At 40.9% G+C, this 25,608-nt stretch carries 17 protein-coding genes, 1 tRNA gene and 2 pseudogenes; 11 read left to right on the top strand and 9 right to left on the bottom strand.

Annotated features, from left to right (window positions below; all coding sequences use genetic code 11):
- Positions 1-33 precede the first annotated feature (33 nt).
- The 3 genes from NWP21_RS02245 to NWP21_RS02235 all read left to right on the top strand — a co-directional run bounded on the left by NWP21_RS02245 (position 34) and on the right by NWP21_RS02235 (position 3,391).
- A complete protein-coding gene (locus NWP21_RS02245; protein WP_271732462.1) occupies positions 34-642 on the top strand; it encodes a GIY-YIG nuclease family protein in 609 nt (202 codons plus the stop codon).
- A gap of 86 nt (positions 643-728) precedes the next feature.
- On the top strand, positions 729-3,152 hold the full coding sequence (locus NWP21_RS02240; protein ID WP_280791452.1) for a dynamin-like GTPase family protein: 2,424 nt from the start codon (positions 729-731) through the stop codon (positions 3,150-3,152).
- Positions 3,149-3,391: an HNH endonuclease gene (locus tag NWP21_RS02235; protein WP_280791451.1), complete on the top strand. Its 243-nt coding sequence runs from the start codon at positions 3,149-3,151 to the stop codon at positions 3,389-3,391. Before NWP21_RS02240 ends, NWP21_RS02235 begins: the two co-directional genes overlap by 4 nt.
- A 28-nt stretch (positions 3,392-3,419) precedes the next feature.
- Here NWP21_RS02235 and NWP21_RS02230 read toward each other — a convergent pair whose 3' ends face one another.
- From NWP21_RS02230 to NWP21_RS02205, 6 genes are all read right to left on the bottom strand, one after another.
- Positions 3,420-3,812 carry a hypothetical protein gene (locus NWP21_RS02230; protein WP_280791450.1) on the bottom strand — a complete coding sequence of 131 codons (393 nt, stop codon included), beginning with the start codon at positions 3,810-3,812 and terminating at the stop codon, positions 3,420-3,422.
- Entirely contained in the window at positions 3,787-4,914 is a 1,128-nt protein-coding gene (locus tag NWP21_RS02225) for a ParM/StbA family protein (protein WP_280791449.1), read from the bottom strand. The genes NWP21_RS02230 and NWP21_RS02225 overlap by 26 nt, the downstream gene beginning before the upstream one ends.
- A gap of 383 nt (positions 4,915-5,297) precedes the next feature.
- Positions 5,298-6,827, bottom strand: a complete 1,530-nt coding sequence (locus NWP21_RS02220) for an EH signature domain-containing protein (RefSeq protein ID WP_280791448.1) — start codon at positions 6,825-6,827, stop codon at positions 5,298-5,300.
- Between the two features lie 19 nt (positions 6,828-6,846).
- Positions 6,847-7,488, bottom strand: a complete 642-nt coding sequence (locus NWP21_RS02215) for an OmpA family protein (protein ID WP_280791447.1) — start codon at positions 7,486-7,488, stop codon at positions 6,847-6,849.
- Complete coding sequence (locus tag NWP21_RS02210) at positions 7,485-9,590, bottom strand: hypothetical protein (RefSeq protein ID WP_280791446.1); 2,106 nt, start codon at positions 9,588-9,590, stop codon at positions 7,485-7,487. The genes NWP21_RS02215 and NWP21_RS02210 overlap by 4 nt, the downstream gene beginning before the upstream one ends.
- A gap of 16 nt (positions 9,591-9,606) precedes the next feature.
- Complete coding sequence (locus NWP21_RS02205; protein ID WP_271732454.1) at positions 9,607-9,945, bottom strand: hypothetical protein; 339 nt, start codon at positions 9,943-9,945, stop codon at positions 9,607-9,609.
- Between the two features lie 474 nt (positions 9,946-10,419).
- Here NWP21_RS02205 and NWP21_RS02200 point away from each other — a divergent pair, with 474 nt between their 5' ends.
- Positions 10,420-11,781 carry an NAD(P)/FAD-dependent oxidoreductase gene (locus NWP21_RS02200; protein WP_280791445.1) on the top strand — a complete coding sequence of 454 codons (1,362 nt, stop codon included), beginning with the start codon at positions 10,420-10,422 and terminating at the stop codon, positions 11,779-11,781.
- 87 nt (positions 11,782-11,868) lie between these two features.
- Here the strand turns inward: NWP21_RS02200 and NWP21_RS02195 are convergent, their stop codons facing one another.
- The gene (locus NWP21_RS02195) at positions 11,869-14,487 is read right to left on the bottom strand and encodes a DUF3536 domain-containing protein (protein WP_280791444.1); all 2,619 of its coding nucleotides are present in this window, start codon (positions 14,485-14,487) and stop codon (positions 11,869-11,871) included.
- A gap of 1,127 nt (positions 14,488-15,614) precedes the next feature.
- On the opposite strand from NWP21_RS02195, the gene NWP21_RS02190 reads away from it, so the two are divergent.
- Positions 15,615-16,154: a peptidoglycan-binding domain-containing protein gene (locus NWP21_RS02190; protein ID WP_280791443.1), complete on the top strand. Its 540-nt coding sequence runs from the start codon at positions 15,615-15,617 to the stop codon at positions 16,152-16,154.
- Positions 16,155-16,366: 212 nt separating this feature from the next.
- Positions 16,367-16,567, top strand: a pseudogene (locus NWP21_RS02185) (peptidoglycan-binding domain-containing protein); the annotation flags it as partial.
- Between the two features lie 4 nt (positions 16,568-16,571).
- On the opposite strand, the gene NWP21_RS02180 reads toward NWP21_RS02185, so the two are convergent.
- Together NWP21_RS02180 and NWP21_RS02175 are read right to left on the bottom strand one after the other, a co-directional pair.
- Positions 16,572-18,992 (bottom strand): sucrose synthase, encoded by a 2,421-nt coding sequence (locus tag NWP21_RS02180; protein ID WP_280791442.1) that lies wholly within the window; start codon positions 18,990-18,992, stop codon positions 16,572-16,574.
- 231 nt (positions 18,993-19,223) lie between these two features.
- Positions 19,224-19,296 (bottom strand) — tRNA-His (locus NWP21_RS02175).
- Between the two features lie 116 nt (positions 19,297-19,412).
- Here NWP21_RS02175 and NWP21_RS02170 point away from each other — a divergent pair.
- The 5 genes and pseudogenes from NWP21_RS02170 to NWP21_RS02150 form a co-directional block, all read left to right on the top strand.
- The gene (locus NWP21_RS02170) at positions 19,413-19,793 is read left to right on the top strand and encodes a DUF4359 domain-containing protein (protein WP_280791441.1); all 381 of its coding nucleotides are present in this window, start codon (positions 19,413-19,415) and stop codon (positions 19,791-19,793) included.
- Between the two features lie 33 nt (positions 19,794-19,826).
- Positions 19,827-20,540 (top strand): sirohydrochlorin chelatase, encoded by a 714-nt coding sequence (locus NWP21_RS02165; RefSeq protein ID WP_280791440.1) that lies wholly within the window; start codon positions 19,827-19,829, stop codon positions 20,538-20,540.
- On the top strand, positions 20,537-21,307 hold the full coding sequence (cobA, locus tag NWP21_RS02160) for a uroporphyrinogen-III C-methyltransferase (RefSeq protein ID WP_280791439.1): 771 nt from the start codon (positions 20,537-20,539) through the stop codon (positions 21,305-21,307). The genes NWP21_RS02165 and cobA overlap by 4 nt, the downstream gene beginning before the upstream one ends.
- A 131-nt stretch (positions 21,308-21,438) precedes the next feature.
- On the top strand, positions 21,439-24,882 hold the full coding sequence (locus NWP21_RS02155; protein WP_280791438.1) for a helicase-related protein: 3,444 nt from the start codon (positions 21,439-21,441) through the stop codon (positions 24,880-24,882).
- Positions 24,883-25,370: 488 nt separating this feature from the next.
- Positions 25,371-25,608 (top strand): annotated as a pseudogene (locus NWP21_RS02150) (flagellar assembly protein H); the annotation flags it as partial.

The following is a 25,608-nucleotide window of genomic DNA, read 5'->3' as shown; positions in this document are numbered from 1 at the left end:
ATTTTTAAATACTGGAATTAATGAAGTTGTGTGATGGAGATAATAATTAAAAAACTAGCTAAGGTGATGCTAGGTGAACACCATAATTTACCTGATTCACCAGGTATTTACTTTATATGTGATGATGCTTACAGGGTTTGGTATGTTGGTATTTCTACGAGTAGCTTAAGACAGAGACACCAAAACCATGAGCGGACTGGGGATTTTAAAAGTAATGGCGGTCAGTGGATATGTTACTTAAATTGGGATGATGTAGATGATTTGCATGACTGGGAATACCAGAATATTCAAAAGTTCCAACCACCACTAAATAAAAACTTAACTGAGCCTGAGTTACCCCTAGTTGATTTAGGGTATGATGAGTCTGAGTATTTTCATAGATATCGGGAAATTAAGCAGATGCAGGCGACTCTAGAGCAGGAATTGGAGGAGTTAAAGCCTAATCTGGTTACCCTGATTGAGAAGCATGGGGGAAAAATTAAAACTCGTGATGTAAATGCATATTTAGTTAAAAGGAAGACATGGGACTATTCGCGGGAAGTGGAGGCGCTCAACTCCCAGCTGAAGGAAAAGAAGAAAGAAGAGGAAAACACAGGTATAGCCACGGTGAAGTCTGTGATGACTTATCCTGTGGTGCGATAGTTGCTTTGGTGCATAGGAAAAATAATATACGATTCCTACTGAATCGTATACAGGCTGAATACTTAGATAATTATAGATAAAGAATCATGTCCAACATCCCTACCCAGTGTGAAAATTTAAAAGAGCAAGTTGAAACTGTATTACAACTGTTGCAACAAGAGCCACCTTTGCGATCTGAAGATATTACATCTGTACAAACTTCTCTGGAAAAAGTCGTTTCACCGCAGTTTGAAATTGTCTTTGCAGGTGCATTTAGTGCGGGTAAATCGATGTTGATTAATGCACTACTAGAACGGGAATTACTATACAGTGCAGAAGGACACGCTACAGGTACAGAATGCAGAATTGAGTATGCACCATTAGATCAGGAAAGGGTGGTTTTAACCTTTTTAAGTGAAGTAGAAATTCGGGAACAAGCCAGTTTTTTATGTGAAAAGTTGGGATTTCAAACAGGAGCTAATATTAACCAAACTGAAATTATTGATTTACTGCGTCAAGGTTGTAATGCTATTATTCAGCAAGAAGGTGGAGAAAGTAAATCGGAACGAGCAAAACAAGGGAAGGCTTTAATATTACTACTTGAGGGGTATGAGGCAAATCGTCAACATATTCAAACGATGAATAATGCTACATATTCCATGGAGCAATTTAATTTTTCTAATATTAAGGAAGCTGCGGGATATGCGCGGCGTGGTAGTAATAGCTCTGTTTTAAAACGAATTGAATATTACTGCAATCATCCCCTGTTAGAAGATGGAAATGTAATTATTGATACTCCTGGTATTGATGCACCGGTGGAGAAGGATGCACAGTTAACTTATGCTAAAATTCAACATCCAGATACATCAGCGGTGGTGTGTGTATTAAAACCTGCTGCTGCTGGTGATATGACCAAGGAGGAAACGGAACTTTTAGAAATAATGCGAGACAATGGGGGAATACGCGATCGCATTTTCTACACTTTCAACCGCATTGATGAAACCTGGTATAATAACCAGTTAAGGCAGCGCTTAGATGACTTAATTAGTAAAGAGTTTCGTGATGCTCCTAGGGTTTATAAAACCAGTGGATTACTGGGATTTTACGGCAGTCAGATTAAACATACAAATATCAGTGATAGATTTGGGTTAGATTCTGTTTTTGCAGATACCGTTAAAAGTAGCAATGGGAGAGAAGAAACACCGCAATTTATTAATGAGTTTAACCGCTACTGTGCTAATTCCGGTAAGCTCTCATCCAGTCATTTTCGCATTTCGGTAAACAGTTATGAAACTCCCAATGAGAATTATGTCAGAATTTTAGCAGAGCAGGGAGCGCCTTTAATTAATCAGCTAATTCAAGATAGTGGTATTGAGGAATTTCGCACAGCGATTACTAAATATTTGGTAGAAGAAAAGCGCCCACAGCTATTTGAAAATTTGGCGGATGATTTAGAAGATGTTTGTATTAAACTAAAAAAACATTATCAAACTGAATACATAAAACTAGATAGTCAACCGCGAGAAATTGAGGGGATGAAGGCGCAGGAGTTACAACGGCTGAATCAGCAACTCCAGCAAGTATCTAAAGAATTTGGTCAGCACATCACAGAAGAGGTCAACCTAATAATTAATAATTCCTGTGATACTTTTGAGGCTGATTTTCGCCAACTACAAGGGCGGATGATTCGGCGTTTAGATGAGTTACTAAACACATTTTCCGTCGCTGATGCTTATCAACGTTCTACCCGTAGCCATCCCCGCAATTCCACTGCGCCTTTACTAGCGATTTTAGTAGAAGCGTTTTATTATTTAGCAAACGAGTTAGAAGATATTTTGAGCGAATGTTGTCAACAATTAGTAAATAATTTGTTTAGGCAATTAATTGAAAAGATTCGCAAATCAGAATACTATCGTCAATTGTATCGTTTATTAGGTAATGATGGGGGGATTGAGGAACAGGTGAAAGCTACCGCCAAAAACGTCTCAGTGATTTTGGATAATGCAGCTAGTGCAGAATGCGATCGCTTTGTGCGAGAAAGTCCGAGATTTTACGATGAGGGGACTTTTTCTATATATCAATTTCGTCAAACTTTGCTGCAAACCTCCCAAAGTTACGATTCTCAAAGTATGGTAGAAGCTGAACCAGCAATTAGACAGTTGTTAAAGTTGGATTTTGAACCCAAGGTTTCCCAGACAGTTTGTAAATCTTTGCGTCAAACTATCAACACCATCCTCAAGAGGCAATTATTAGCCATGGCACAAGAGCAAGAAGATCATATATTACAGCAATACTCCCAAGCTCGTGCTTATTTAGAACAAACTTTACAACAGGAAGCAGAAGACAAAATTCTGAGTAATCAACGCTTACTGAATGTTGTTAAAGAAAAAATTGAGGGTTATAACACAGCAGTCTCCCATATTAATAACTGTTTACAATCTATGCAGTTGTACGATCACTTGTTACCTGTAATTAGCAATGAAGATTTTCAGCAGATTCTCGCTGATTCCGGAACTGAGGGTAACTCATGAATAAAACTCCCCGGATTCCCATTCCCTCCTCAGTGAGAAAATACGTATTTGCAAGAGATAAATATCAATGTCAAAGCTGTGGTAAAACAAGTTCAGAAACTAAGCTGACAGTTGACCATATTGTCCCCCTAGCTCGTGGTGGTCAGAACGATATCAGCAACTTACAGACCCTCTGTTTCACCTGTAATCAGCAAAAAACAGATAAACTTGACCCCCGCTTTCGGCGACGTTTTCAGTAATTTATCCTGAATTAAAAGCTGAGTTTGGCTATCCCATGACATTCAAAAAATCAGGATCAACAAAATCAGTGTTTGTGTGGGAATGATTATCTCTTTGAGGGACAACATTCTCAGACTCCTTGACAGTAGACACATTAGCCTGCTTCACCAGTCGAAGGGCGAGATCCATGGCTTCGGAAAACGTATCGGTTTGGGTAGAGTCCATTAATCTTTGCATCAAAGTTAATGCACGGTTAACGACTTTAGACACGCTGTCAGTTTCGCTATTGTCACCTTCGGTTAACACCACATCATAATTTTCTTCCTTGATAGTAGCGGTCATACTCCAGACATGGTTTGAACCGGAACGTTTTTGAAACCTACGTCGAGCAATTTTTTTCCTGACCAAGTCCATATTAGCTATTAATTTTTTGTCGTCCATAGAGACCTATAACATTATCGTATACTGGGTTACGGGTAACGTGGAACTTGGGGGAACGAGCAGCTTTATCAATAACTAGATAAGCACTACCACCGGTGAGGATATAGCGAGAAATTTTATGGAAGTAAGTAGACCAGACAGCTTGAGTTTTTCCCATCACCGACTTAAACCAGTTATCTATCTCATTTCTGACAACAGACGAGAAATCATAACCATCAATGACATAATCATTGAACTCCAGACAATTCATAATTACATCGGCCTCTAGATAAGCCATATCTGCTCGGTCAGCTGTAATGACGCGTCTAATTTCCGTGGCCAGGTCAAATGTACCCCCCTTAGGACTTCTCAAACTGGCTTCTGTTAAAACATAGCCATCATAATCCACCAAAATAGAGTCAATAGTGGCTCCGCCCAAATTTAGCACTCCTGTATAGTGGCCTTTGATTTGAGGTTCAGAATCATTAAGCAGATACCAAGCTCCCAAACCTTCCTCAAAAACGGTCACAGACTCCACCGTAAGTGAGATATCCCGTCCATCAATAGTAGCTTCTGTCTTTCCCTTGAGCTTTTGCTCCAAAAGATTTTGATGAAGTTCAGCTTCTGTAGCATTGACTTTCACCGCTAGAGTCAGAGCTTTTTCTTTGGGGAAAAGTTTACCGATACAGGGTAGCAGATAAAGTAAGCATTCATCAAATTTAGGACGGTTGTACACCCGTTCGTAGCGGGGTTGTCTGGAGGCTGCTTCGCCGATCAAATAGCGAGTACCATTATATTCAGAACTACCATCTGAGGTATGAATTTCAACAACAGATGATTGATCATTCATACGTATTGGTTTACGATTCCCAGATAGCCATGCATATAAAGAGGCTAGTTTGACAAGATTCTTGCCATCATAGAGCAGAATTGAGCGATTACCGGGGTCAAAAATCACTTCAATGGCTCTAGGCGCAGCTACAAATGCTGTATCCTTTGATAAACCAGTTTCTAGTGAACTGCGTTTATCTGCTTCCAGCTTTACTGCTGTTTGAGATTCCGCAGGAGGTTGATCATTGAGTTGATCAGGTTTTAACTCTTGGGAGTTGACATTTTTAGACATTTGTCAATGTAGACCTAAAAATTTATAAGGGACAGTTTTACCCCAATTCAAGAATTAAGGGATCTAGGCATATCAGTAATCCTGCTAGCCCATAGATTTTATCAACTAAAGCTTAAATTACCATGACTTCTAAAAATCTGGTATCGCTGATCTTTTTCCCAGACACGCACATTCTATTAATTAAGTCAAGATAAATAGCTGTTTTTTGCCAGAACATTGATTGAGTATAAAAAATACAAAGTATATTTTGGGTCAAATATTTTCTAATTATTAATCACCTTTGGGCTGAATCTAATTAATCTTAAACCTTTGCGCTCCTTTGGGTTTAAAAAATAGTGCGTTGTGCGGGACAACACACCATGGTAATATAGATTCAGATGTTACTAGTTACCCCAGTTGTTCAAGGTTATACCAAGTCCTTGGTATATTCTTTGAATATCCTGTCGCCAGCGTGCTAACTTCTGTTCACGGGTTCTCTGGTTATCTACTGCAGGAGTGGGTAAACCGGTTGTCGGAGTATATTGATTATATTGTGAACTAAGTCCTTTAAAACGAGTTATCCCGTCATTCGGGTAAATCTTATGTTGCTTTCTCAGCCACTGTTCCGCATAATATTGCCAGAGGAAAACATGATCATGAATTTCACCACCAAAACGATATAAACGGCGAATATCTGAGATAGATAACTTTGTCGATTGAAATAATGTTTCTTCCACATTAGCAGAGTAATTGCGGTTAAACATTAAAATTTCACTGCCATTACCCCGGAAGAATTCTACAATAAACCAATCCCCAAAGTCAAAGATACAAATTTCTGTCTCATTACTACCATCATTTACCAGAATATCAATATCTCGTGTTAATTCTTGACTAATCCAACTAGTTGATGCGGGTACTAAAATACGCAAACGTTCAAAGCGATCGCTATAATTTGACCAGAACCCTTTACGTCTTTCTAGTTGGTTTCTTTGATAATTTAGTTCCTGATATCCCCTGTTATTCTGTGGTAAGTTTTGTAACTGTGAACTCAACTTATTGATTAACACTGTAATCATTCTGTCAAAATCTCCCCAAGTAGCAGCACCAATCCATTCACGTAATGCTAGTTGAGCTTGTGGTGATAATTGACTCCAGCGAGAATTAACAGTGCGCGGTCCATAATTTTGACGTAACCATTCTACGATTGAGGAAAAACGGCCTCCCATTTCAGCGGCGATCGTTGTCAATAAACGATTAACTTCCTGACATTGCTGTGAGTGGGACATTTGCGCAAAACAACGCAGTAACCATTCTGGTCGGTCGTTCCTGTCTGAAAATATTCTCACTACATAGTTTAAAGCCTGACTCACCGCATTACTAGTTGATGGAAGATTATATTTATTGAGTAATTCTTGGGGTGTAAAATTCTCGTCCCTAGCAATTAAAGCTAATCTGTGATAGTCATCCTGGGTGATGGCTTGTATGATTTGTAGTATTTGTGCGTCACTGTCTCCTGATTCCCTGATAAACACAGAAAAACTTGTAACTAAGGATTCACTGATAATTGGCTGTGACTCGCTATGATTCAACACCAACCGCCATAATAAAGTTTGTTTGAGCGGTAAGTTATTAACTGCTGCTTTCCAGATTAATGCTGAAGTTGTATAGCTGATTTCTGGGTGTGCCCTATCCCATTCAGCCTTATTATGGAGACAATAGACCCATTCTATGTATTGAATGTCGTCAATATTGCCGGATTGGATGGTTTCGATAATTTGATCTAAAGAACGCAAAGTATCTGTTTCTAGATTGGGGAGATTCTGAAGCTGGCGGAATTGTCCACTGTTGCGGAAATTTTTGACTAACTGGAGTAAATTGGTTGGTTCCGGTGACTGGCGATCGCTTAAGGATAGAGTGCGAAAATTTAACATCATATTTTCTAGGTTGTAAAAATCATTTTGATGTAAAAATCTCAGACAAATTATCTCCCTTAAACTGCAACCGGAAAATTACCTTTCTATCATTGGGGTCATCAATCTCTTCACTAGCTTCAATTTCTCCCCTTCCAGAAGCAAGGATTTTTTCCTCCAGTTGTGATTTAGTTTCAAATTTCATCTCTGAGGAGATATATTCAGCAACAGCAAAAGACCTCAACAGACTTAAGCGTAAATTAGCGTTATCGTTTCCACTAGAACTAGTATGTCCTTCAATCACAACCCGGGTAATTTCTTCCTCATATTTAGGGTTGGAGAAAATTACATTACTGTAAACCGGGATAAATGACTTTAGAGTGCTTTTCCCAGCAGCACTTAATTGAGCGCTATTTTCTGGAAATAGGATATTTTCTTTAAAGGTAATAACTCCTGTTTTTTCATCAAGGTCTATCTTCACGTTATTTGCTCTGAAAGTATTCATCAGTTCTTCAATGACATTACGTCTGGGTTCTGATCTTTCACTCAACTGTAAAGAAACGGTAATAAACAACAGCGCAAATATCATTAACAGTCCAGACATCATATCGCCAATGGCGAGTAAAACGCTAGAGTTATCCTCTTCTATTTGTGGTGTTGGTTCCCAATCGCTAAAATTATTCATGATTCAGATTGATGACGACGATTAGCTTCTGCAGCTACTAGATAATTAGCAGCTTGTAGTAATTGATTAGAAATTTTGGTAGTGGCTTCATCTGCTTGGGTGAAAAACCGGTTTTCAGATGCAGACGCTTGATTTAGGTAGTCAACTAAATGTTGATTACTTATTTCCAAAGCCTGATTTAACTGTTGAATCATAGCTGCATAGGTTTGTTCAATCCTATGAGCTTCTCGACCCAATCCCCTGGTAATTTCTTGGATTTGTGCTAGTCTTTCTCCCGAAGTTAAACCGGTGACATTAGCAAAATTACTGACCCTCTCTACAGTTTGCCCAATTCTGCTCATACTTTCGTCCACTTGTGTGGTTAAAGTTGAGCGTCTGTGATATTCTTCGTTAAAAGCAGTCTGTAAATCATTGACAACCTGAGCTAGTCCTTGACGCTGTTCCCCTAGGGTTTCTTCTAGTAACTGATTTTGGCTATTGAAGAACTCTTGTAAAGCTGTTTGATAACTCAGGCGGAATTGCTGTAGTTCTTCCTGTACAGTGATCCGGGTATTTTGCAGCATAGTATCAATGTTAGAGAGAGTAGATATTAAGTTTTCTCTGGCTCCATTCATTAATTGAGATGCTTCATGACCAACGGTGGTAATACTTTCAGTTTGTGTGGTGATAATCGCCAGGGTTCGATCTTGAAATTCCTGGAGCATTTGGCGCTCTATTTCTGCTTGGGTATGTAGTGCGGTTTCTAAATCTTCTCGAATACTTCTAAAAGTATTAGCTGCTTGATTAGAACTGACTTCAAAAGCAATTCTCTGGGAATTTATCGCTTCAACACTTGCAGTTACAGCTGACTGAATTTCTGTAGATACCCTTTCCATTACTCCTTGAGTATCAGAACGAAATTCAGTTAAGATAGACTGCAAGCTAACTGCAAATTCTTGCAGTTTAAATAAAGTATCTTCTTGGAATTTTTGGATAGTCATTACAGATGTGCTGAGACTTTGGGAAATTCCCCCCAGTTCTTCTCTGAGTTCACGAACTGCTTGAGAAGCTTCTTGAGTCAGTTGTGCGCTCTTGGTAAGTTCAGCTATGAGGGGTTTGATTAATTGTTCTCTTTGTTCTGTAATTAACTCTCTTAATATTTCCTGACCTTGCTCCTTTTTAATTTCTCTGAGTGCTGATAGTTCTTTTCCGATCTCCTTAAAAATGGGAGACATGACTGCTCCCACTTTTTCACCAATAGCATCAGGACTTAACTTACTTTGTACCTGGATTAATTTTTCAAATCCGGTCTTCATACTCTCAGCAGCATTACTTAAACTGGTTGCTGCTCTTTCAGTTCCATCAAGGTTAAAACGAGATAAGAGCCTTGTGGGACTTTCTACAAAGGCAATCCTATCTAATCTTTGGCGTAATCTTTGACTAGGTAAGCGTTTAATTCCTTCTCCACCTGCTAAGAGAATAGTAAATAAACTGCTAGATCCTAACCCCATCAATGAAGTAGAAAAAGCAGTTTTCATACCTTCTAGAAGATTGGAACTAGCTTCTAGTAACTTGGAGGTGTTTTGATTAATATTACTCGTGTCTATTTGTGATAATCCTTCCTGAATGCCATAAAAGGTTCCTAAAACACCAAGGGCGATGAGAATGGTAGGTATAAAACGCCAATAGCTGCTAGGAATAGAGGGATTTAAAATTCTTGGGTATTGTAATAATACAAATTTTCCCGCCTCAAATTTGGGTTGGAAACCTCCCTGAGTATTTGTTCCAGCTAGATGTTTCGGGAACCAGGATGATCCATTATCTGGGATAACTAAATCTTGACGTTGGTTGCTCTCCGATGACTTAATATTTTCTTTGTTATCTTTGAAATGTCCTTTTATAGAACCCCTATCCAGAAGAATAGATTCAACTTTAGCTATTTCTCCCTGTTTGCTCTCCAGGTACTTGATATTTTCGTTATTATCTTTCAGATCTCTTTGTATGGAACGCCAATACAGAAGAATAGATCTAACTTCGGCTATTCCTCCCACCAGGAAAACAATTACAATACTCCAATGAAAAAGAGTATTTTGCCAAAAAATATTGATTAAGCCTTGAATCATTTGACTATACTCCCCACTAAATTGTAAATTTGGCTATTTCTTCAGAAGACAGCAATTGTTGAGCTACACGCACGGGAAGATGTGCAGCATTCCAATAATCACCTATTGGTTGGCGTAGAATTAACCCATAAAGTTCTTCTGTGGTTGGTGTTTCTGGAGAAGTATCAATTTCTAAATAAACCTGTTCGGGTGCATAAGTACGTAAGAGTCGCACTTGTAACCGGTTCTTTAAATCCGCGAGTGATTCTGCTATGGCTGAGGTATGCTCACCCATGTCAGCAGTTAGTTTCCAGGCTTGATTAACAGCTACAATTTCTTCAACTAATTCTATTACGGATGGTGTCAACTGGATCATGAAATTCCCTGGTAACTGGAAAACAGGCGATCTGGGATGTGCAATGAATCATGAGATTATTATACAGATACATGGAAGCTACCTCTTCCAGTTGCTTGGGGGGTGCGATCGCCCACAGACTTTGTACTGTTTTTCTCCCTTGTCACCTTGTCCACCTTGTCCACCTTGTCTTGTCCTTGTAAGGGGAGGGGACTGGATTTTATTATTTTTTGTGTGTTCACCAATCCTTCCCAATCCTTCCCAATCCTTCCCAATCCTTTCCAATCCCTGTTCCCTGTTCCCTGTTCCCTATTCCCTAAAACTAAAAAACTTTCTACCTTACGAGCATGGGAAATGCTGTAAATCAAATAAATCGTAAATTTGACTACAGTTATTATTTTTTCAACTGTTCTAAATAAACGGCAAAATATATTATAAATTTGTTACAAAGTTGTTAAGAATAGTTAACGCTCTTAACAGAAGGCAATATTTCCTATGGTAGTCTCAGTTGGGAAGAATGCACCACATAAAGTTGTCATTATTGGTGGTGGTTTTGGTGGACTATATACAGCCAAGACTTTGGCGAAAGCGAATGTAAGTATTACCCTCATTGACCAACGCAACTTTCACCTATTTCAGCCACTGTTATATCAAGTCGCCACAGGTACCCTCTCACCTGCTGATATTTCCTCACCATTGCGCGCCGTATTCAGAAGAAGCAAGAATACAAGAGTGCTGTTAGGAAAGGTGAGTGATATTGACCCCAAAAAACAAGAGGTTATTTTAGATGATCAGGTAGTCCCTTACGATACATTAGTAGTAGCGACAGGTGCTAACCATTCCTATTTTGGTAAGGATGAGTGGAAAGCATTTGCGCCTGGTTTAAAAACTGTGGAAGATGCTATAGAAATACGTCGCCGGATATTTACAGCATTTGAAGCAGCAGAAAGAGAAACTGACCCAGAAAAACGCAAGGCTTTGTTGACCTTTGTGATTGTGGGTGGTGGTCCGACCGGTGTAGAATTAGCAGGTGCGATCGCAGAATTAGCATATAAAACACTGCAAGAAGATTTCCGCAATATCAATACTTCCGAGGCCAAAATTCTACTATTGCAAGGGGGCGATCGCATCCTCCCATACATTTCGCCCAAGTTATCGAAAGCAGCTACATCAGCTTTGGGAAAATTGGGTGTGATGATCAGAACTAACACCAGGGTGACCAACATTGAAAATGATATCGTGACTTTTAAGAGTGGCGATGAAGTTCAGGAAATCCCCTCAAAAACCGTCTTATGGGCTGCTGGTGTACAAGGGTCATCAATGGGGAAAGTCCTAGCAGAGCGTACAGGTGTAGAATGCGATCCTTCTGGACGTGTGATTGTGGAACCGGACTTGAGCGTTAAGGGTTATAAAAACATTTTTGTTGTGGGAGACTTAGCCAACTTCTCCCATCAAACCGGTAAACCCTTACCTGGTGTTGCACCCGTAGCTACTCAACAAGGGGAGTATGTAGCTGGACTGATTCAAGGAAGACTTCAAGGTTACACTTTGCCACAATTTCATTACAACGACGTGGGTAGTTTGGCGATGATTGGGCAAAATTTAGCGGTTGTAGATTTAGGCCTAATCAAACTTACAGGTTTCATTGCTTGGGTATTTTGGCTAATAATTCACATCTACTTCTTAATCGAGTTTGACACTAAATTAGTAGTGGTAATTCAGTGGGCTTGGAACTATATCACTCGGAATCGTCGTTCCAGATTGATTACAGGTAGAGAAGCTTTTTTGGAAGTAAAACCCATGAACAATGATAATGATTACCCGGGTAAAGAAAAGCAGCATCCCCTCAACGTCTAGTATTTTCCCTTAAGTTCGTAAATATTGACGGGAGGCTAAAGCATCCCGTGTCGCCTTTCCTCCCTAGGTCAGATTAGGGCTTTGTGACTACTCCAACTGACCCAGAACATGGCTAACATCAACAGCTAATTTTTGTCCTAACTTCAGCAATTGACGAGATTGATAATTTTCTTCTGTATTCTTCAAAGTCGTCAGACATAAAGGTCTAATTTGAGTGGACAGACAGCTAAAATATAGTTCCTGGGACTTGTGCAAAGAAATGCCGATATTTAGCTGATAGCTAACATCAATCAACCGTTCTAAACATTGGATTTGGGTAGCAAAACTGCCATTGAGGTCATGTAATAATTGCCACAATAAGCGCATGATTAGTTGTTCTAATATTTGCGTACCTTCGGGAATATTTAACCGACAATGTAAATGTTTAGCTTCAGTCGCGATCGCTTCTAATTCTACAATGTGATTTAAACTCAAGATGGGGTCTGTGATCTCTTGCTCGAGCGATCGCAGTATGAGCATACAGCGTGATCCCAAAGCAATCTCCGCAGCTACCTGCAACTCTTGGGGTACTTCTAACTCATCCCGGTGGAAGGCCATCAATAATCCGTAATTATCCCGATACACCTGAGTATAAAGTTGGTCTAAACGTGTTAGTGTTTCCTGACTCAGAAGGCGCATAATCCGGTGACGTTCTTCAGCAAAGAGATTTTGTAGGCTAAATGTTTCTTCTCTAAAGAGCCTGGTCATCACCAAGATACTGTGAGCAGCACTCCCCTGTTTTAGAGAGGTAAACAGCTTTTCTTTCAACTGACTGTACTCACGTCTACCGGTAAATAATTGGGTACAACAGTGGAAATCCCAGCCGCCCAAATGCAGCACAGCAAAGACTAAACTTTCACTCTCCCCGGTAACTTCCGACACCAGTTTTAAATTTCCTACCGCCAAGGTCAAGGAACCCATACGTTGCAACTGGTAATCAATCTCATCAAGACTGTAACAATAAATGCGCTTTTGTGTAGATTTTTGATTAGCAAACAGAGAACTAATAGCATAGTGAGCAGCTACTTGCTTGACACTCACTTGGGCAGTTTGCACCATTTGCCGATAGATCGCCGCACCATCTTTGAAAATATCCACATTACTGGGGGCTAAAGATAGGCGTTTGATGAAAGCTTTCTCCAACTGTACACCAGCCACATCCCCGGCCAATTCCAAAGCACGGGAAGCATAACGGAGAATTTGCGTACCTTCCGGGCGAGAAATTTCTTCAAAGAACCAGCCGCAACTAGTGAACATCAGCAAAGCGTGACGCTGCATTTCTAACAAGCGCAAAGCATCAACTTGTTCTGCTGGGGTGAGTTTGTGGGTTTGATGGCGAGACAGGAAACTGTTCACATTAGCCACACAGCGATCGCGGATCACGTGAATATATTCATCCCGTGCTAACCAGGGATCATGGAATAGGCGCAGGCCATGTTTCTCATAGACATCAATTAACTGATCCCGCAGCCAATTCAAAGCATCGCGCAAGGGTCGCCGCCATTTTTGATGCCATACACCACCTTCACCACCACAACCACAGTCATCTTGCCATCTATCCACTCCGTGGGCGCAACTCCAGGCTGTGGCGGGTTTAATTTCCACCTCCCAAGTGGGAGTATTGAGGCTGAGATAGTGAGCAAAGTTGGTGACAGTCCAATTGCGCTTAGGAAATTCTCCAATAAAGGCGTAGGCTAAAGTTTTTTCAGTGCCTTTCTTATGGTGTCCGAAGGTTTCCCCATCTGTGGCCACAGAAATTAATTGTGCTGGCCGGTGATCCCCACGTATTGCTGAACCGATACGTCCAGCAAAATGACTAGAACTATAAACCACATCACTAAAGCCCATATCCCGGGAAATGGGGCCATCGTAGAAAAAGATATCAATGTAAGGGCGCGATTGCTGATCAGTGTCGCCACTTCCCTGTACATAACAGCGATAGGGACGGGTGGGATCAATTTGACTACCCCCTACTTCTTGCCATTCCGCCTCTGGCTCATCCTCTGTGGGTAGGGGGCGACAACGTTGGGCTTGGGATGGTGCGAGGATAATAAACTTGATATTTTCAGCCACCAAAGCCTCTAAGGTGGCATAGTCTACAGCTGTTTCCGCTAACCACATACCTTCGGGATCCCGGCCAAAGCGTGAGCGAAAATCTGCTTTACCCCAGCGGATTTGGGTGTATTTATCCCGTTCATTGGCCAGAGGCATAATTATATGATTGTATACCTGGGCGATCGCATTACCATGACCGTGCAGGCGCTGACAGCTCTTGGTGTCTGCCTCCAAAATTCGCTGATAAACCTCAAAATCGTAGCGTTCTAGCCACGACATCAGGGTAGGTCCAATATTAAAGCTGAAATATTCGTAATTATTCACAATCTCGACTATTTCCCCCCGGTCATTAAAGACCCTGGCAAAAGCATTAGGGCGATAGCATTCCCAGTGAATGCGTTCATTCCAATCATGGAAAGGTGCCGCACTAGGTTGACGTTCAATTGCCTCTAAATAAGGGTTTTCCCGTGGGGGCTGATAAAAATGACCATGCACCGTCACATAAACACCAGTAGCCTGTTTCAGCGGGTCTATCTGGTTGTGCTCATGGACAGTCAGATGTGATCTCACGGTTGAGCCAGGGCTAACTGGCCTTTCAGCAGCAGAAGTCATGTATATTTATCCCAATAAAAAACTTACATTTGCGCCGAACACTGGTATTTAAACCCTTCTACAGGGTTTCTATCCATAATCCGGTATATAACAAAACTATGAGTATATGATTCTGCCAATGCTCCTAAAAACTGTTTGACTCCACTGACAAATCTGCGTTAACCCACAGACGTGAGGGTTTTATTACTGCACTGTCTACTTACCCATTAAACCTTATATTTTCCGGAAAATACGAGGTTTAATTTATATTTTTCCTACGAAAATTTACAAACTATCCATAACTCGCAACTTTATTTTACATATCTCTTTTTCATCTAGAGACAGCACAAGCCAAAATACTGTAGATAAGATTATATTAACTTACTTTAGTTGATATATATGCGTATTCTGGAAGATGCATATTTGGTTTATACAAATTTCCCTGCCGAATCATCACCCAAATAATTTGTGCATGATTCTGATTAATTCACGGGGATCACTGCTGATCAAATTATTGGATGAATATATTTATTTACCGCCCTCAATCAGTGAAAATCTGATCAGTCTGTGACAACAACAGAATAAATCCTCAGATCATATACATATAAATCATGTAAGTTTAAAGATAACGGGTTTGTCCAGAAGAATCTGATTTTCCCCAATGTATCCTCAATTGACACCCCGTGATCACATCCGGGTTCATAAAAGTCCCCAGAGCCTTTGCTTGCTAGTTTTGGCAACCAAAAAACCGACTGAGCTTGTGCAAGATTGATGATCCCTGTGCAGAGTCAGGCTCGTAACCCTTAATTTTTAGGAGTTGCTCAAGAGGTGTTTTGCTACCCTTGTCACCCGATTTGGTATACCAGAGCATTAATTAACCAAAAATTAACCGAAAAACTTGCTTAACTAGAATATTAGATAATGCTATACTGATTAACTGAAAACTGCTTACGTAAATTTATCTAGGTGAACCGATCATCAATCAAAATTGAGCTTGCATAATAACTGGAATATGAGATTATTTATAATTAATAGTTATCAAAAGAATATTACACACCTTTTGGTAATTTTTCAGTATTAAGAATTCCGGACTAACAACAGGTTTGTTTGTCAAGTGAGAAATTAGATTATTACTAAAATGAACAACGATGAGCGAAATTGGCCTGCTGATGACGGGTATATTAACCGCCAGACAAGTATATTCAGAGAATAGATTACCGAAGCAGCAACCATTGCAGATGGAAAGTAGCTCGGAGCATTTAAGCCATAACGTAAGTAAATTAATTAACACTCCCTCTCAAATCACACCACCGGAATTTATCCCAACAGATGCAATTTCTGAAACATCCTCATCGAAGTCCCACTTACCTCAAGAAAAACTGCTCGCGTCAATCACAATTAGCCAAAGGAATCACCAACCTAGGACAATCACTGCGGACAATAGGATCAAAGTAGCTGCGGTCTCATCGGGTTTCACGGGTCAATCTCTACCGACTTTGCGTTTTGGTACTTCAGGTACTGCTGTGAGAGTTTTACAGCGTTTGTTAATTTCTAAAGGCTACGCAATTAGAGTTGATGGGTCTTTTGGTCCATTAACTGAAACAGCTGTCAAAGCCTTTCAGAACCAGCGCAGAGTAGGAGTAGATGGAGTAGTCGGACCCCTAACTTGGCAACAGTTGACAATGTAGTTATTGATCTAAGACACTAAAATGTATGTGGAAATAAATATTACCGATAATACACCAAGAAATTATGGCGATTTCCCACTTACTATAAGTAGTTTTGAGAGCATTACCATGGTGACGCCGCTTTGTGTGATCAGATTTTTAGGGATCAGTGGCCGCAACTGCGTATAGGCGTAACTGATCTAATTACAACTTGAAAATATGCTGAGTAATTTATGGCAACTCTACGTTTTGGTAATTCCGGTATTGTGGTGAGAGTTTTACAGCGGTTGTTAGTTTCTCAAGGCTATATGACCCGAGTGGATGGAAATTTTGGGGCGCTGACTGAGGTAGCTGTCAAGGCTTTTCAGAGCCAGCGCCAACTCAAAGTAGATGGAATAGTCGGGCCAATTACTTGGGAACAGTTGACTAAATGAACTTCTACCGATGCTGATGCTGGGCTAATAACTCTTGTGCTTTGGGTTTGTAAATTAAATAGAATAAAGCTTCCAGATAACGCAACAAGTCCTCGCGGTTTTCCTTGGAGGTAAAGTTCCAAAAGCCATAAATCCTGGCTAGGGATAACAACTTGGTGGTATGAATTTTCCAGGTATATGTACTTAATACCCGGTTAATTGCTTCCCGGGAAATAGCATCCCAATATTGAGAGGTTTGATTGCACTTGGTGACAAAGGTGAGGATTTTGGCCGCTGTCTCTTCTAAATTTGTGGGGTTAATGTAAAAGCCATTTACCTGATCTTGAATAATTTCTAGGGGTCCGCCAAATTGGGTCGCAAAAGTTGGTAGTCCTGAAACCATGGCTTCTAAGATGGTTAAACCAAAGGCTTCAAATAAAGCAGGTTGAATAAATATCCCTTGTCGATCGCCGATCACACGGTAAATCTCACCGGAATCAGATTTAGATAGGCGTACACCCAGCCAACGCACCTTACCATAGAGATTATACTGTTCAATGATCTGATAGAGTTTAATAATCTCCTCTTGTTCTTCGTTGTCGTCTGACTCTTCCACACGCAACTTACCCGCCACTAAGATTAAGTTACAATGCTCCTGTAATTCTGGAGACTGACCATAACATTCTGCTAAACCTGTGAGGTTTTTAATCCGGTCAAGACGGGCCATAGAAAACAGGGGGCGCTTTTGGGGATTATCTAGTTTACCAAAAATTTGGTGCGGGTCTTCCAGGGTAAACAGCATTTGAGCAATTCGCTGGCGATCGCCTTCCACTCGGTCTTGAGTGCGGGAGTAAGGGAAATAGTAACTCTCATTCACCCCTGGAGGTACAACATTAAACTTAGGACTAAATAATTCAATGCCGTTGACTACGTGGTATAACTCCGGCATGGTGAAGCATTTGTAAGACTCATACTGTCCTACACTATCAGGTGTACCAACAATTTCTTGGTAAGTACTGCTGATCACGAAATTGGCGGCGTTCATGGCAATCAAATCAGCGGTAAATTGTAGGGAGAAATGGTATTTATCCTCCAATTCTTCCCAGTAGAGGTTACTAAATAAGTATTTAGACTTTTCCAAAGCGTGGGCGATGTTGCACTGAGTCACATTCATGCGCCGTGCTAGCAGAAACGCCACCAAATTACCATCAGAGTAGTTACCCACAATTAAGTCAGGTCTACCTTGAAATTCTGCCAACAGTTCTTTTTCTGAGTCAATAGCAAAAGTTTCCAGATAAGGCCAGAATTCAAATCGAGAAATCCAGTTTTGGGTCATATTGGGATTAAAATCCCGCAGGGGTACGCGCAAAATCCAGGCGTTCTCTGTACCGTGAACTTTTTCTAGCCTTTGATTGCACAGTGTACCATCGCTATTAGGTATTAGGCGGGTGAGAATAATCACCTTTGGCTCGACGTTTAACCCTCCTAAACCTGCTAGATCCAGATCCTCTTGTAGTTGTTTTTCCAGATTCTTAGCTTGGTCAAGCACATAAACTACCTGTCCCCCAGTGTCTGGACGACCTAAAACACCTTCTTGACCAAACCAACCATGAGCCGATACGAGGACGATTCTAAAAATCATCGGGATGCGAGAGATGAAAGCTTCGATGGTCTGAGGGTCAGGAGAATCAATTAATTCATCTAAAATATCCAGGGTATCACGGACTCGCCCGGCTGTATTACCCCACCCCGGTTCAAAACCCATTATCTGTAATTCAAAGCGGAATTCTTCATAGGGTTGATCTTGGGGTCGCTCGCTGACGAGGGTGATGGCTTTTTTTACTTGGTCAGAAAGTTGCTGCTGAGTCTTAATCCGCTCATTAATTAACAGCTGCACACCGTTATACTGGTGGAGGCGCAAGAAATTCAATAAGCTGTCCAGCAATTGTTTTGAGTCTTGAAATAATTTGCTGGATAGGTAGCGGTTGAGGAATTGTACCCCCTTACCAATATTTTTCGGGTCGCGGATGACTGGGGTGTAATCGTAAAACGGGCCAAAATCTAATTCTAGTAGGTCACCCTCTAGTGGGTGATATTTATTCACAAAGCGATCGCGCAGGTCCAGCAGTTCCTGGACTGACATGGGCTCAACATTCAAATCTTCTGTGAGCCGATAAACTTCTTGACGAGCAATTTTAGGACGAATAATCAAACACAGGCTGGAATCTTCTTGAATTATTTCCTGAGTATAGTAGATGAGTTTCCCTAAGCGGGAAGCAGACGCGGTTGTTTCGGATTTCTCCGACTGAGAACAATAATTCTTAAATACATTGAGGATATCGTTACGTAGCAAGTATTTTTGTTCTTCCTGGCGTAACTGGCTCAAAAAGGCACGCAAATCGCTTTTTTCTTCACTATCTAAGATTGCTTGGATCAATTCAGACATGATAACCCCTCAGATCGAATTTGCATTTTACAAAAAAAATAAACACAGATGGGCGTTCTGTGTTTTTCCTGTTATAATCTGGCCAATTTCTTTGTGTTTTTTTTGACTCAGAATATATGCTGCTCAGTTTTTTTACCTTAACTTAAGTTAGATAATTTTGGGGGAGATTAGCTGACTCACATAGGTAACTGTTCCCCACTTTAGCTGTTGAGCAAACTTTTGCTAAATGAGGGCGAACGATGGGACTCGAACCCACGAATGGTGGTACCACAAACCACTGCCTTAACCACTTGGCTACGCTCGCCATTGCATATTAGTGATTATAGCACGATAATCAGAAAATGATCAAGACCTTTTTTTCCAGTGGCGGATTTTCTCAAATTCCAGTCGGATAACTATAGTGAGTTTAAGCCAGAAACCATGAAAGCACTGACAACTATCGCATATTCCGGAGCCATAGGACTAGTAGCCTTGGGGGTAGCAATGGCTATGACCAATCCTTCCCAGGCTGAATATGAAGATTATGCGACACAACGGCTAACAGAATATTTAAAAGGGGACGTTTGCCAGAAAACGGGCAATTTTTTAGAAAATTTAATCAAGTCTCAATGTGACAACCTCGTGGATCAAACCATTCCCCAAATACGTGATATCCTGGCGCGGAGTACCCAAAAGCAGGATTTCGTCATTTTTAGTGTTTACCGGACTGATTTAAAACTCAGTTCCTGGATACCGTTGTATAAATTTGAAACTGTAGGAGCTTTTGATAACTTTTATACCTATTCTGCTAAGAAGCAATAAGCTGATATACTCCCAAACAGTTATTTGATGATTATGACATCTGCATATTTACTGGTATCACATGGTAGCCGTGACCCCCGCCCCCAAGTGGCTATGGAGCAATTAGCAGAGCTCGTATCTGCTCAATTGGGTCATGGTAGAGACTTGGTAGGTATAGCTGCTCTGGAATTACAACCCCAGCCTTTATATCAGCAGATTAAAGACTTTGCTAGTATTGCTTTTTTGGATGGGGTTGGTTCCTTAGAAATTGTACCACTGTTTCTGTTACCGGGTGTCCATGTAATGGCGGATATTCCGGAGCAGATTGCTTTGGCACAAGAGGCTCTGGGGAAAGATATAATTATTCGTCAACACCGCCATTTAGGTAGTCACCGGAATTTAGTGACGTTACTATCTCAGAAAATGGCTACAATGGAAGCCCAAACCACTATTTTATTAGCCCATGGTAGCCGTCGTCCTGGTTCCCTGGAGCCTATAGAAACTATAGCAGGCCAGTTGGGTGCAGTTACTGCTTATTGGGCTGTAGCGCCTAGTTTAGAATCACGTATCCAGGATTTAGTGGCTACAGGACAAACAAAAGTGGCAATTTTACCCTACTTTTTATTTACAGGTGGCATAACTGATGCGATCGCTGTGTCCCTAGAAAGGCTAAAATTACAATTTCCTACTGTGACTTTCCACCTGGCTGCGCCTTTGGGAGCAAGTCCAGAATTAGCTGAGATAATTGGGGATTTAATAGATACATGAGCCGCACGGTGACGGGTAAGGTTTATTTATTAGGTGCGGGGCCAGGAGACCCAGGACTAATGACCCTCAAGGGTAAGGGTTTATTAGAATCTGCTGATGTGGTGATTTATGATGCTTTGGTTAGTCCAGAGATTTTGGGGATGATTAACCCCCAAGCGGAAAAAATTAACGCGGGTAAGCGCATGGGGAGACATTCGTTATTACAGTCAGAAACCACCCAGTTATTAATTACCAAAGCCCAAGAATACCCCCTAGTAGTGCGACTTAAGGGGGGTGACCCTTTTATCTTCGGTCGCGGGGGGGAAGAAATGGCGGATTTAGTCGCTGCTGGTATACCTGTGGAGGTTGTGCCGGGTATTACATCGGGGGTGGCGGCTCCTGCCTATGCTGGTATACCTTTAACCCATAGGTTATATAGTTCTTCTGTGACTTTCGTTACTGGACATGAGGCTGTAAATCAGTATAAACCACAAGTAAACTGGCAGGCGATCGCCCAAGGTTCACAAACTATTGTGATTTACATGGGGGTTCAGAATCTGCCTTATATTGTGGAACAATTAAGCCAGGCTGGGCTAGATTTAGCAACACCTATTGCTTTAGTGCGTTGGGGTACACGACCAGAACAAGAGGAATTGATTGGAACCCTAGAAACTATTATTGCCCAAGTTACAGCCTCTGGATTTACCGCCCCGGCGATCGCTGTGATTGGTGCAGTTGTCAATATGCACAGTATTTTATCTGGCTGCTCTCCTGGTAAAAATATTTAGTTAATTTCTTAAGTTTTATGACCTTTAAGTACAACATTTTTAACTATAAAGTTTACCTAAATGTGTTTATACTGATATAATCAGTCAAGTGCTGGTAACAGATATACTACTGAGTATTCAGAGGTAACCCCATGAAAATTGACCAACTACAAAGGAATGTGATTGTACGTGGTTCCATTTTTCCAGAACCAGTACAGGTATTGTTGGTGGAACCAATGGGGACAGCAGTTAAACTCACGGGTAAAGGACTCAAAACTAATCAGGTTTATGAACCCATACTGAATGCTGAACAGTTGGAAGAGTTACAAGCTACACCGGAAAGAGAACCCTTTGATGGTAACCCCCAGTATTTTCGGTTCGGTGTGGAAGCTCTACGTTTGGGGTTAGCTTACGAATATGATCCTTATTTTGCCTTGGCGATCGCCCGGGTAGACCCCCTCCCCCATCAATTAGAGGCGGTTTATGAGTATTTTTTAAAACAGCCAAGGTTGCGGTTTTTACTGGCGGATGACCCCGGCGCGGGTAAAACTATTATGGCGGGGTTGCTGCTGAAAGAATTAAAAGCTAGGGGACTGGTGAAACGTACTCTAATTATTACACCCGCCAACCTGACATTTCAATGGCAACGAGAACTAAAAGACAAATTTCGCGAAGAATTTGAGGTGATCCGGGGTGATGTTCTGCGGGCTAATTATGGTTCTAATCCTTGGCAAGAAAAAAGTCAAGTGATCACTTCTGTATCTTGGGTTTCTCGCATTCAAGATGCGAAAGATAGTTTATTAAGAAGTAACTGGGATTTAATTATTGTGGATGAAGCACATAAAATGAGTGCTTACAGTTCCGATAATAAAACTTTAGCCTATAAACTGGGTGAACAACTCTCCCAAATTACCGACCACTATTTATTAATGACCGCTACCCCCCATAAGGGCGACCCGAAAAACTTTTGTTTATTCCTGGAATTATTAGATAGAGATGTGTATGGGGATGTGCAAAGTTTACAAGCTGCAATTAATCAAAATCATGCTCCTTTTTACCTGCGTCGGACTAAAGAATCTTTAAAAACATTTCCCGATGCAGAAACCGGTATTGTTAAAAAATTATTCACTAATCGCAAAGTTGATACTATTGAGTTTCAAATTGACGCGGAAGAATTAGAATTTTATCATGCACTGACAGACTATGTAGAAGACCAATCAATCAAAGCTGCAACGGATGATACAGCTAAAGGTAGAGCATTGGGTTTTACTATGGCGATGTTACAACGTCGCTTTGCTTCTAGTATTTACGCTGTGCGGCGCAGTTTAGAACGAATGCGCGATAAACGCCAAAGAATTTTAGAAGACCCAGAAGCTCATCGTCAAGAACAAATTAAAAAAAAGCTTCCCGATGACTTTAATGATTTAACAGACACAGAACAGGAAAAAATTATGGGGGATTTAGAAGGTGTGGTAGCTTCTATTGACCCCATTGCTTTGCAAAAGGAAATCCTACAATTAACTGCTTTAATTATTCAAGCATTGAGCTTAGAAAAACGGGAAGTAGAATCTAAATTAGTCAAACTCAAAGAAGTAATTACCCAGGAGGGAATTTTTCAAGACCCTAAGATGAAAATGCTCATTTTTACTGAGCATAAGGACACCTTAGATTATCTAGTGGGGAAATTACAAGCTTGGGGTTTATCGGTGACCCAAATTCATGGAACAATGAAAATAGGCGATCGAGATACACCCAACACTCGCATTTATTCCGAACGGAAATTTAAAGAAGAGTGTCAGGTACTGGTTGCGACGGAAGCAGCGGGAGAAGGAATTAATTTACAATTCTGCTGGTTCATGATTAATTATGATATCCCCTGGAATCCGGTAAGATTAGAGCAGCGGATGGGACGTATTCACCGCTACGGACAGGATAAAGATTGTTTGATTTTTAACTTTGTTGCTATTAATACCACTGAAGGTAAGGTATTATGGAAGCTGTTTGAGCGGATTCGCGCCATTGAAAGGGATTTAGACCCGGAAAGAACCGGTAAAGTATTTAACGTCCTAGGTGATATTTTCCCGGACAATGAGTTAGAAAAGATGATGCGGGATATGTACGCCCATAACCTGACTGAGGGGGCAATTCTTGATCGGATTGTAGAACAAGTAGATACAGAACATTTCCGTAAAATTAGTGATTCTGCTCTGGAAGGACTAGCCAAACGAGAATTAAACTTATCACCAATTATCAGTAAATCTGCTGAAGCTAAGGAACGGCGATTAGTTCCCGAAGTCATCCATGATTTCTTTGTCGAAGCAGCACCCATAACGGGGATTCATCCTAAGGAAACAGGGAAGGGTAAGAAAATATATAAAATTGGGCGGGTTCCGCGCACCTTGTGGGGAACGGGAGATAAGTTAGAAAGTCGCTTTGGTAAATTGGGGCGAGAGTATAAAAAGATTACCTTTGATAAACAGATCTTGACAAATGACCCCACATTAGAATGGGTCACCCCAGGACATCCCCTATTTGAGTGTGTGCGGGATGAAGTTGCTACCAAAGTACAGGAAGACCTGCGCCGGGGTGCGGTATTTTTTGATTTACATCGTCACACCCCAGGGAGGTTAGATGTATTTTCCGCTGCTATTAGTGATGGACGGGGTAATAAACTCCATGAACGTTTATATGTAGTCCAGACAGAGTTAGATGGAAAAATCACCATCCGTCAACCAACCATATTTTTAGATTTACTACCTAGTACCAGTGGGGAAGGTGAGGACAATGGTAACTGGGTTAATTCCATACCAGATGACAGTAATTTACCCAGTCGCGAACAGGTAGAACAAGCATTAGTTGAACAGGAATTAAATAGCTTTTTAGCAGAAATTCGCACCCAAAGACAAAAGGAAGTCAAGACAATTTCCCAGCATATAGAAATTAGTCTGAATGTGATTATAGATAGAGTCCAGGTTCAATATGCAGAGTTGTTTGAACTTAAGGAATCTGGCTCTAAAGAACAGGGATTAGAAGGGCGCATTAAACAATTAGAAGACCGACTATTTGAATTAAATGGTCGCTTAGAACAACGTCGGGAAGAATTGCAAAAAGAAGCCAGTTGTACCATTACTAGTATTAATCATCATGGGCGAGCTTGGGTGTTACCCCATCCCCAAAGAACATCCCCGGAAGTTGCGCCTATGGTTGCTGATGAGCAAATTGAAAAAATTGCCATTCAAGCGGTGATAGAATATGAACAGGCGAGAGGTTGGGAGGTTGTGAGTGTGGAAGCAGAAAACCGGGGTTTTGATTTAATCTCCCGTCAACCAGACTCTGGCGATCCTTTAAAAGCTAGTGAAGTGAGGTTTATTGAAGTTAAGGGACGGGGGAATATTGGGCCCGTGGCCTTGACGACAAATGAATATAAAACTGCGGAAAGATTACAGCATGATTATTGGTTATATGTGGTGTTTAATTGTGCGTCTTCTCCTAGGGTGGTGACTATTAAAAACCCGGTGAGATTGGGTTGGGAACCTTTAATTAAAATTGAGCATTTTTATTTGAAAGCAGAGGAGATTTTAGGAGATATTATATAGGATATGGGCAAGATTAAAGCCAGAGATTTGGTGAAAATATCTTTGACCCCACCCTCAGAGGATGTTTGATAAGTCATGATGAGTGTATCAACTATTGTTTCACCCCACCCTCACCCTCCCCTTGTAAGCTACCGTGTACACACAAGTCGGAAAATTCTCTTTTGTATTAAGAGACCCCACCCCTAACCCCTCCGGTGCAAGCGAGGAGGGGAAATGGATTTCCGGTTACATCTTGTTTTTAGGACTGGAAACTCTCTTTGGGTCAGGATGTGTGTACACCGTAGCCCCTTGTCAGGGGAGGGGACTGGATTTGATTGTTTCCGATGTTTCCCTGTTTCCCTGTTTCCCATTCCCCATTCCCTGCTCCCTGTTCCCTGTTCCCTGTTCCCTAATATAAAAATTACCTGTTTAACACTTTCCAAACATCCTCTAAGATGAAAATTACCTGTTGACAAGTTATAAAACCACCTTTTAGAGGAACTGCTGGGATGATTGACCATGACCGTTTATTTAAAGAATTAATTTCTACCTTCTTTGTGGAATTTTTAGAGTTATTTCTCCCCCAAGTAGTCAGAGAAATTGACAGAGAATCTATTCAGTTTTTACCCCAGGAAGTCTTTAATGATGTCACTTCGGGCGATAAAAAAGAAATTGACTTATTGGCGCAGGTGCGATACCAGCAGCAAGAGACTTATTTTTTAATTCACGTTGAAAATCAATCATACA

It is taken from the genome of Anabaenopsis sp. FSS-46, assembly GCF_029891665.1.
Taxonomy (GTDB): Bacteria; Cyanobacteriota; Cyanobacteriia; order Cyanobacteriales; family Nostocaceae; genus Anabaenopsis; species Anabaenopsis arnoldii.
This window is presented reverse-complemented; position numbering and strand designations above follow the sequence as displayed.

Excerpts from the sequence above, each read along its gene's own strand:
- NWP21_RS02245 (WP_271732462.1), top strand. The coding sequence starts at position 34 with ATGGAGATAATAATTAAAAAACTAGCTAAGGTGATGCTAGGTGAACAC.
- NWP21_RS02240 (WP_280791452.1), top strand. The coding sequence starts at position 729 with ATGTCCAACATCCCTACCCAGTGTGAAAATTTAAAAGAGCAAGTTGAA.
- NWP21_RS02235 (WP_280791451.1), top strand. The coding sequence starts at position 3,149 with ATGAATAAAACTCCCCGGATTCCCATTCCCTCCTCAGTGAGAAAATAC.
- NWP21_RS02230 (WP_280791450.1), bottom strand. The coding sequence starts at position 3,812 with ATGGACGACAAAAAATTAATAGCTAATATGGACTTGGTCAGGAAAAAA.
- NWP21_RS02225 (WP_280791449.1), bottom strand. The coding sequence starts at position 4,914 with ATGTCTAAAAATGTCAACTCCCAAGAGTTAAAACCTGATCAACTCAAT.
- NWP21_RS02220 (WP_280791448.1), bottom strand. The coding sequence starts at position 6,827 with ATGATGTTAAATTTTCGCACTCTATCCTTAAGCGATCGCCAGTCACCG.
- NWP21_RS02215 (WP_280791447.1), bottom strand. The coding sequence starts at position 7,488 with ATGAATAATTTTAGCGATTGGGAACCAACACCACAAATAGAAGAGGAT.
- NWP21_RS02210 (WP_280791446.1), bottom strand. The coding sequence starts at position 9,590 with ATGATTCAAGGCTTAATCAATATTTTTTGGCAAAATACTCTTTTTCAT.
- NWP21_RS02205 (WP_271732454.1), bottom strand. The coding sequence starts at position 9,945 with ATGATCCAGTTGACACCATCCGTAATAGAATTAGTTGAAGAAATTGTA.
- NWP21_RS02200 (WP_280791445.1), top strand. The coding sequence starts at position 10,420 with ATGGTAGTCTCAGTTGGGAAGAATGCACCACATAAAGTTGTCATTATT.
- NWP21_RS02195 (WP_280791444.1), bottom strand. The coding sequence starts at position 14,487 with ATGACTTCTGCTGCTGAAAGGCCAGTTAGCCCTGGCTCAACCGTGAGA.
- NWP21_RS02190 (WP_280791443.1), top strand. The coding sequence starts at position 15,615 with ATGAGCGAAATTGGCCTGCTGATGACGGGTATATTAACCGCCAGACAA.
- NWP21_RS02180 (WP_280791442.1), bottom strand. The coding sequence starts at position 18,992 with ATGTCTGAATTGATCCAAGCAATCTTAGATAGTGAAGAAAAAAGCGAT.
- NWP21_RS02170 (WP_280791441.1), top strand. The coding sequence starts at position 19,413 with ATGAAAGCACTGACAACTATCGCATATTCCGGAGCCATAGGACTAGTA.
- NWP21_RS02165 (WP_280791440.1), top strand. The coding sequence starts at position 19,827 with ATGACATCTGCATATTTACTGGTATCACATGGTAGCCGTGACCCCCGC.
- cobA (WP_280791439.1), top strand. The coding sequence starts at position 20,537 with ATGAGCCGCACGGTGACGGGTAAGGTTTATTTATTAGGTGCGGGGCCA.
- NWP21_RS02155 (WP_280791438.1), top strand. The coding sequence starts at position 21,439 with ATGAAAATTGACCAACTACAAAGGAATGTGATTGTACGTGGTTCCATT.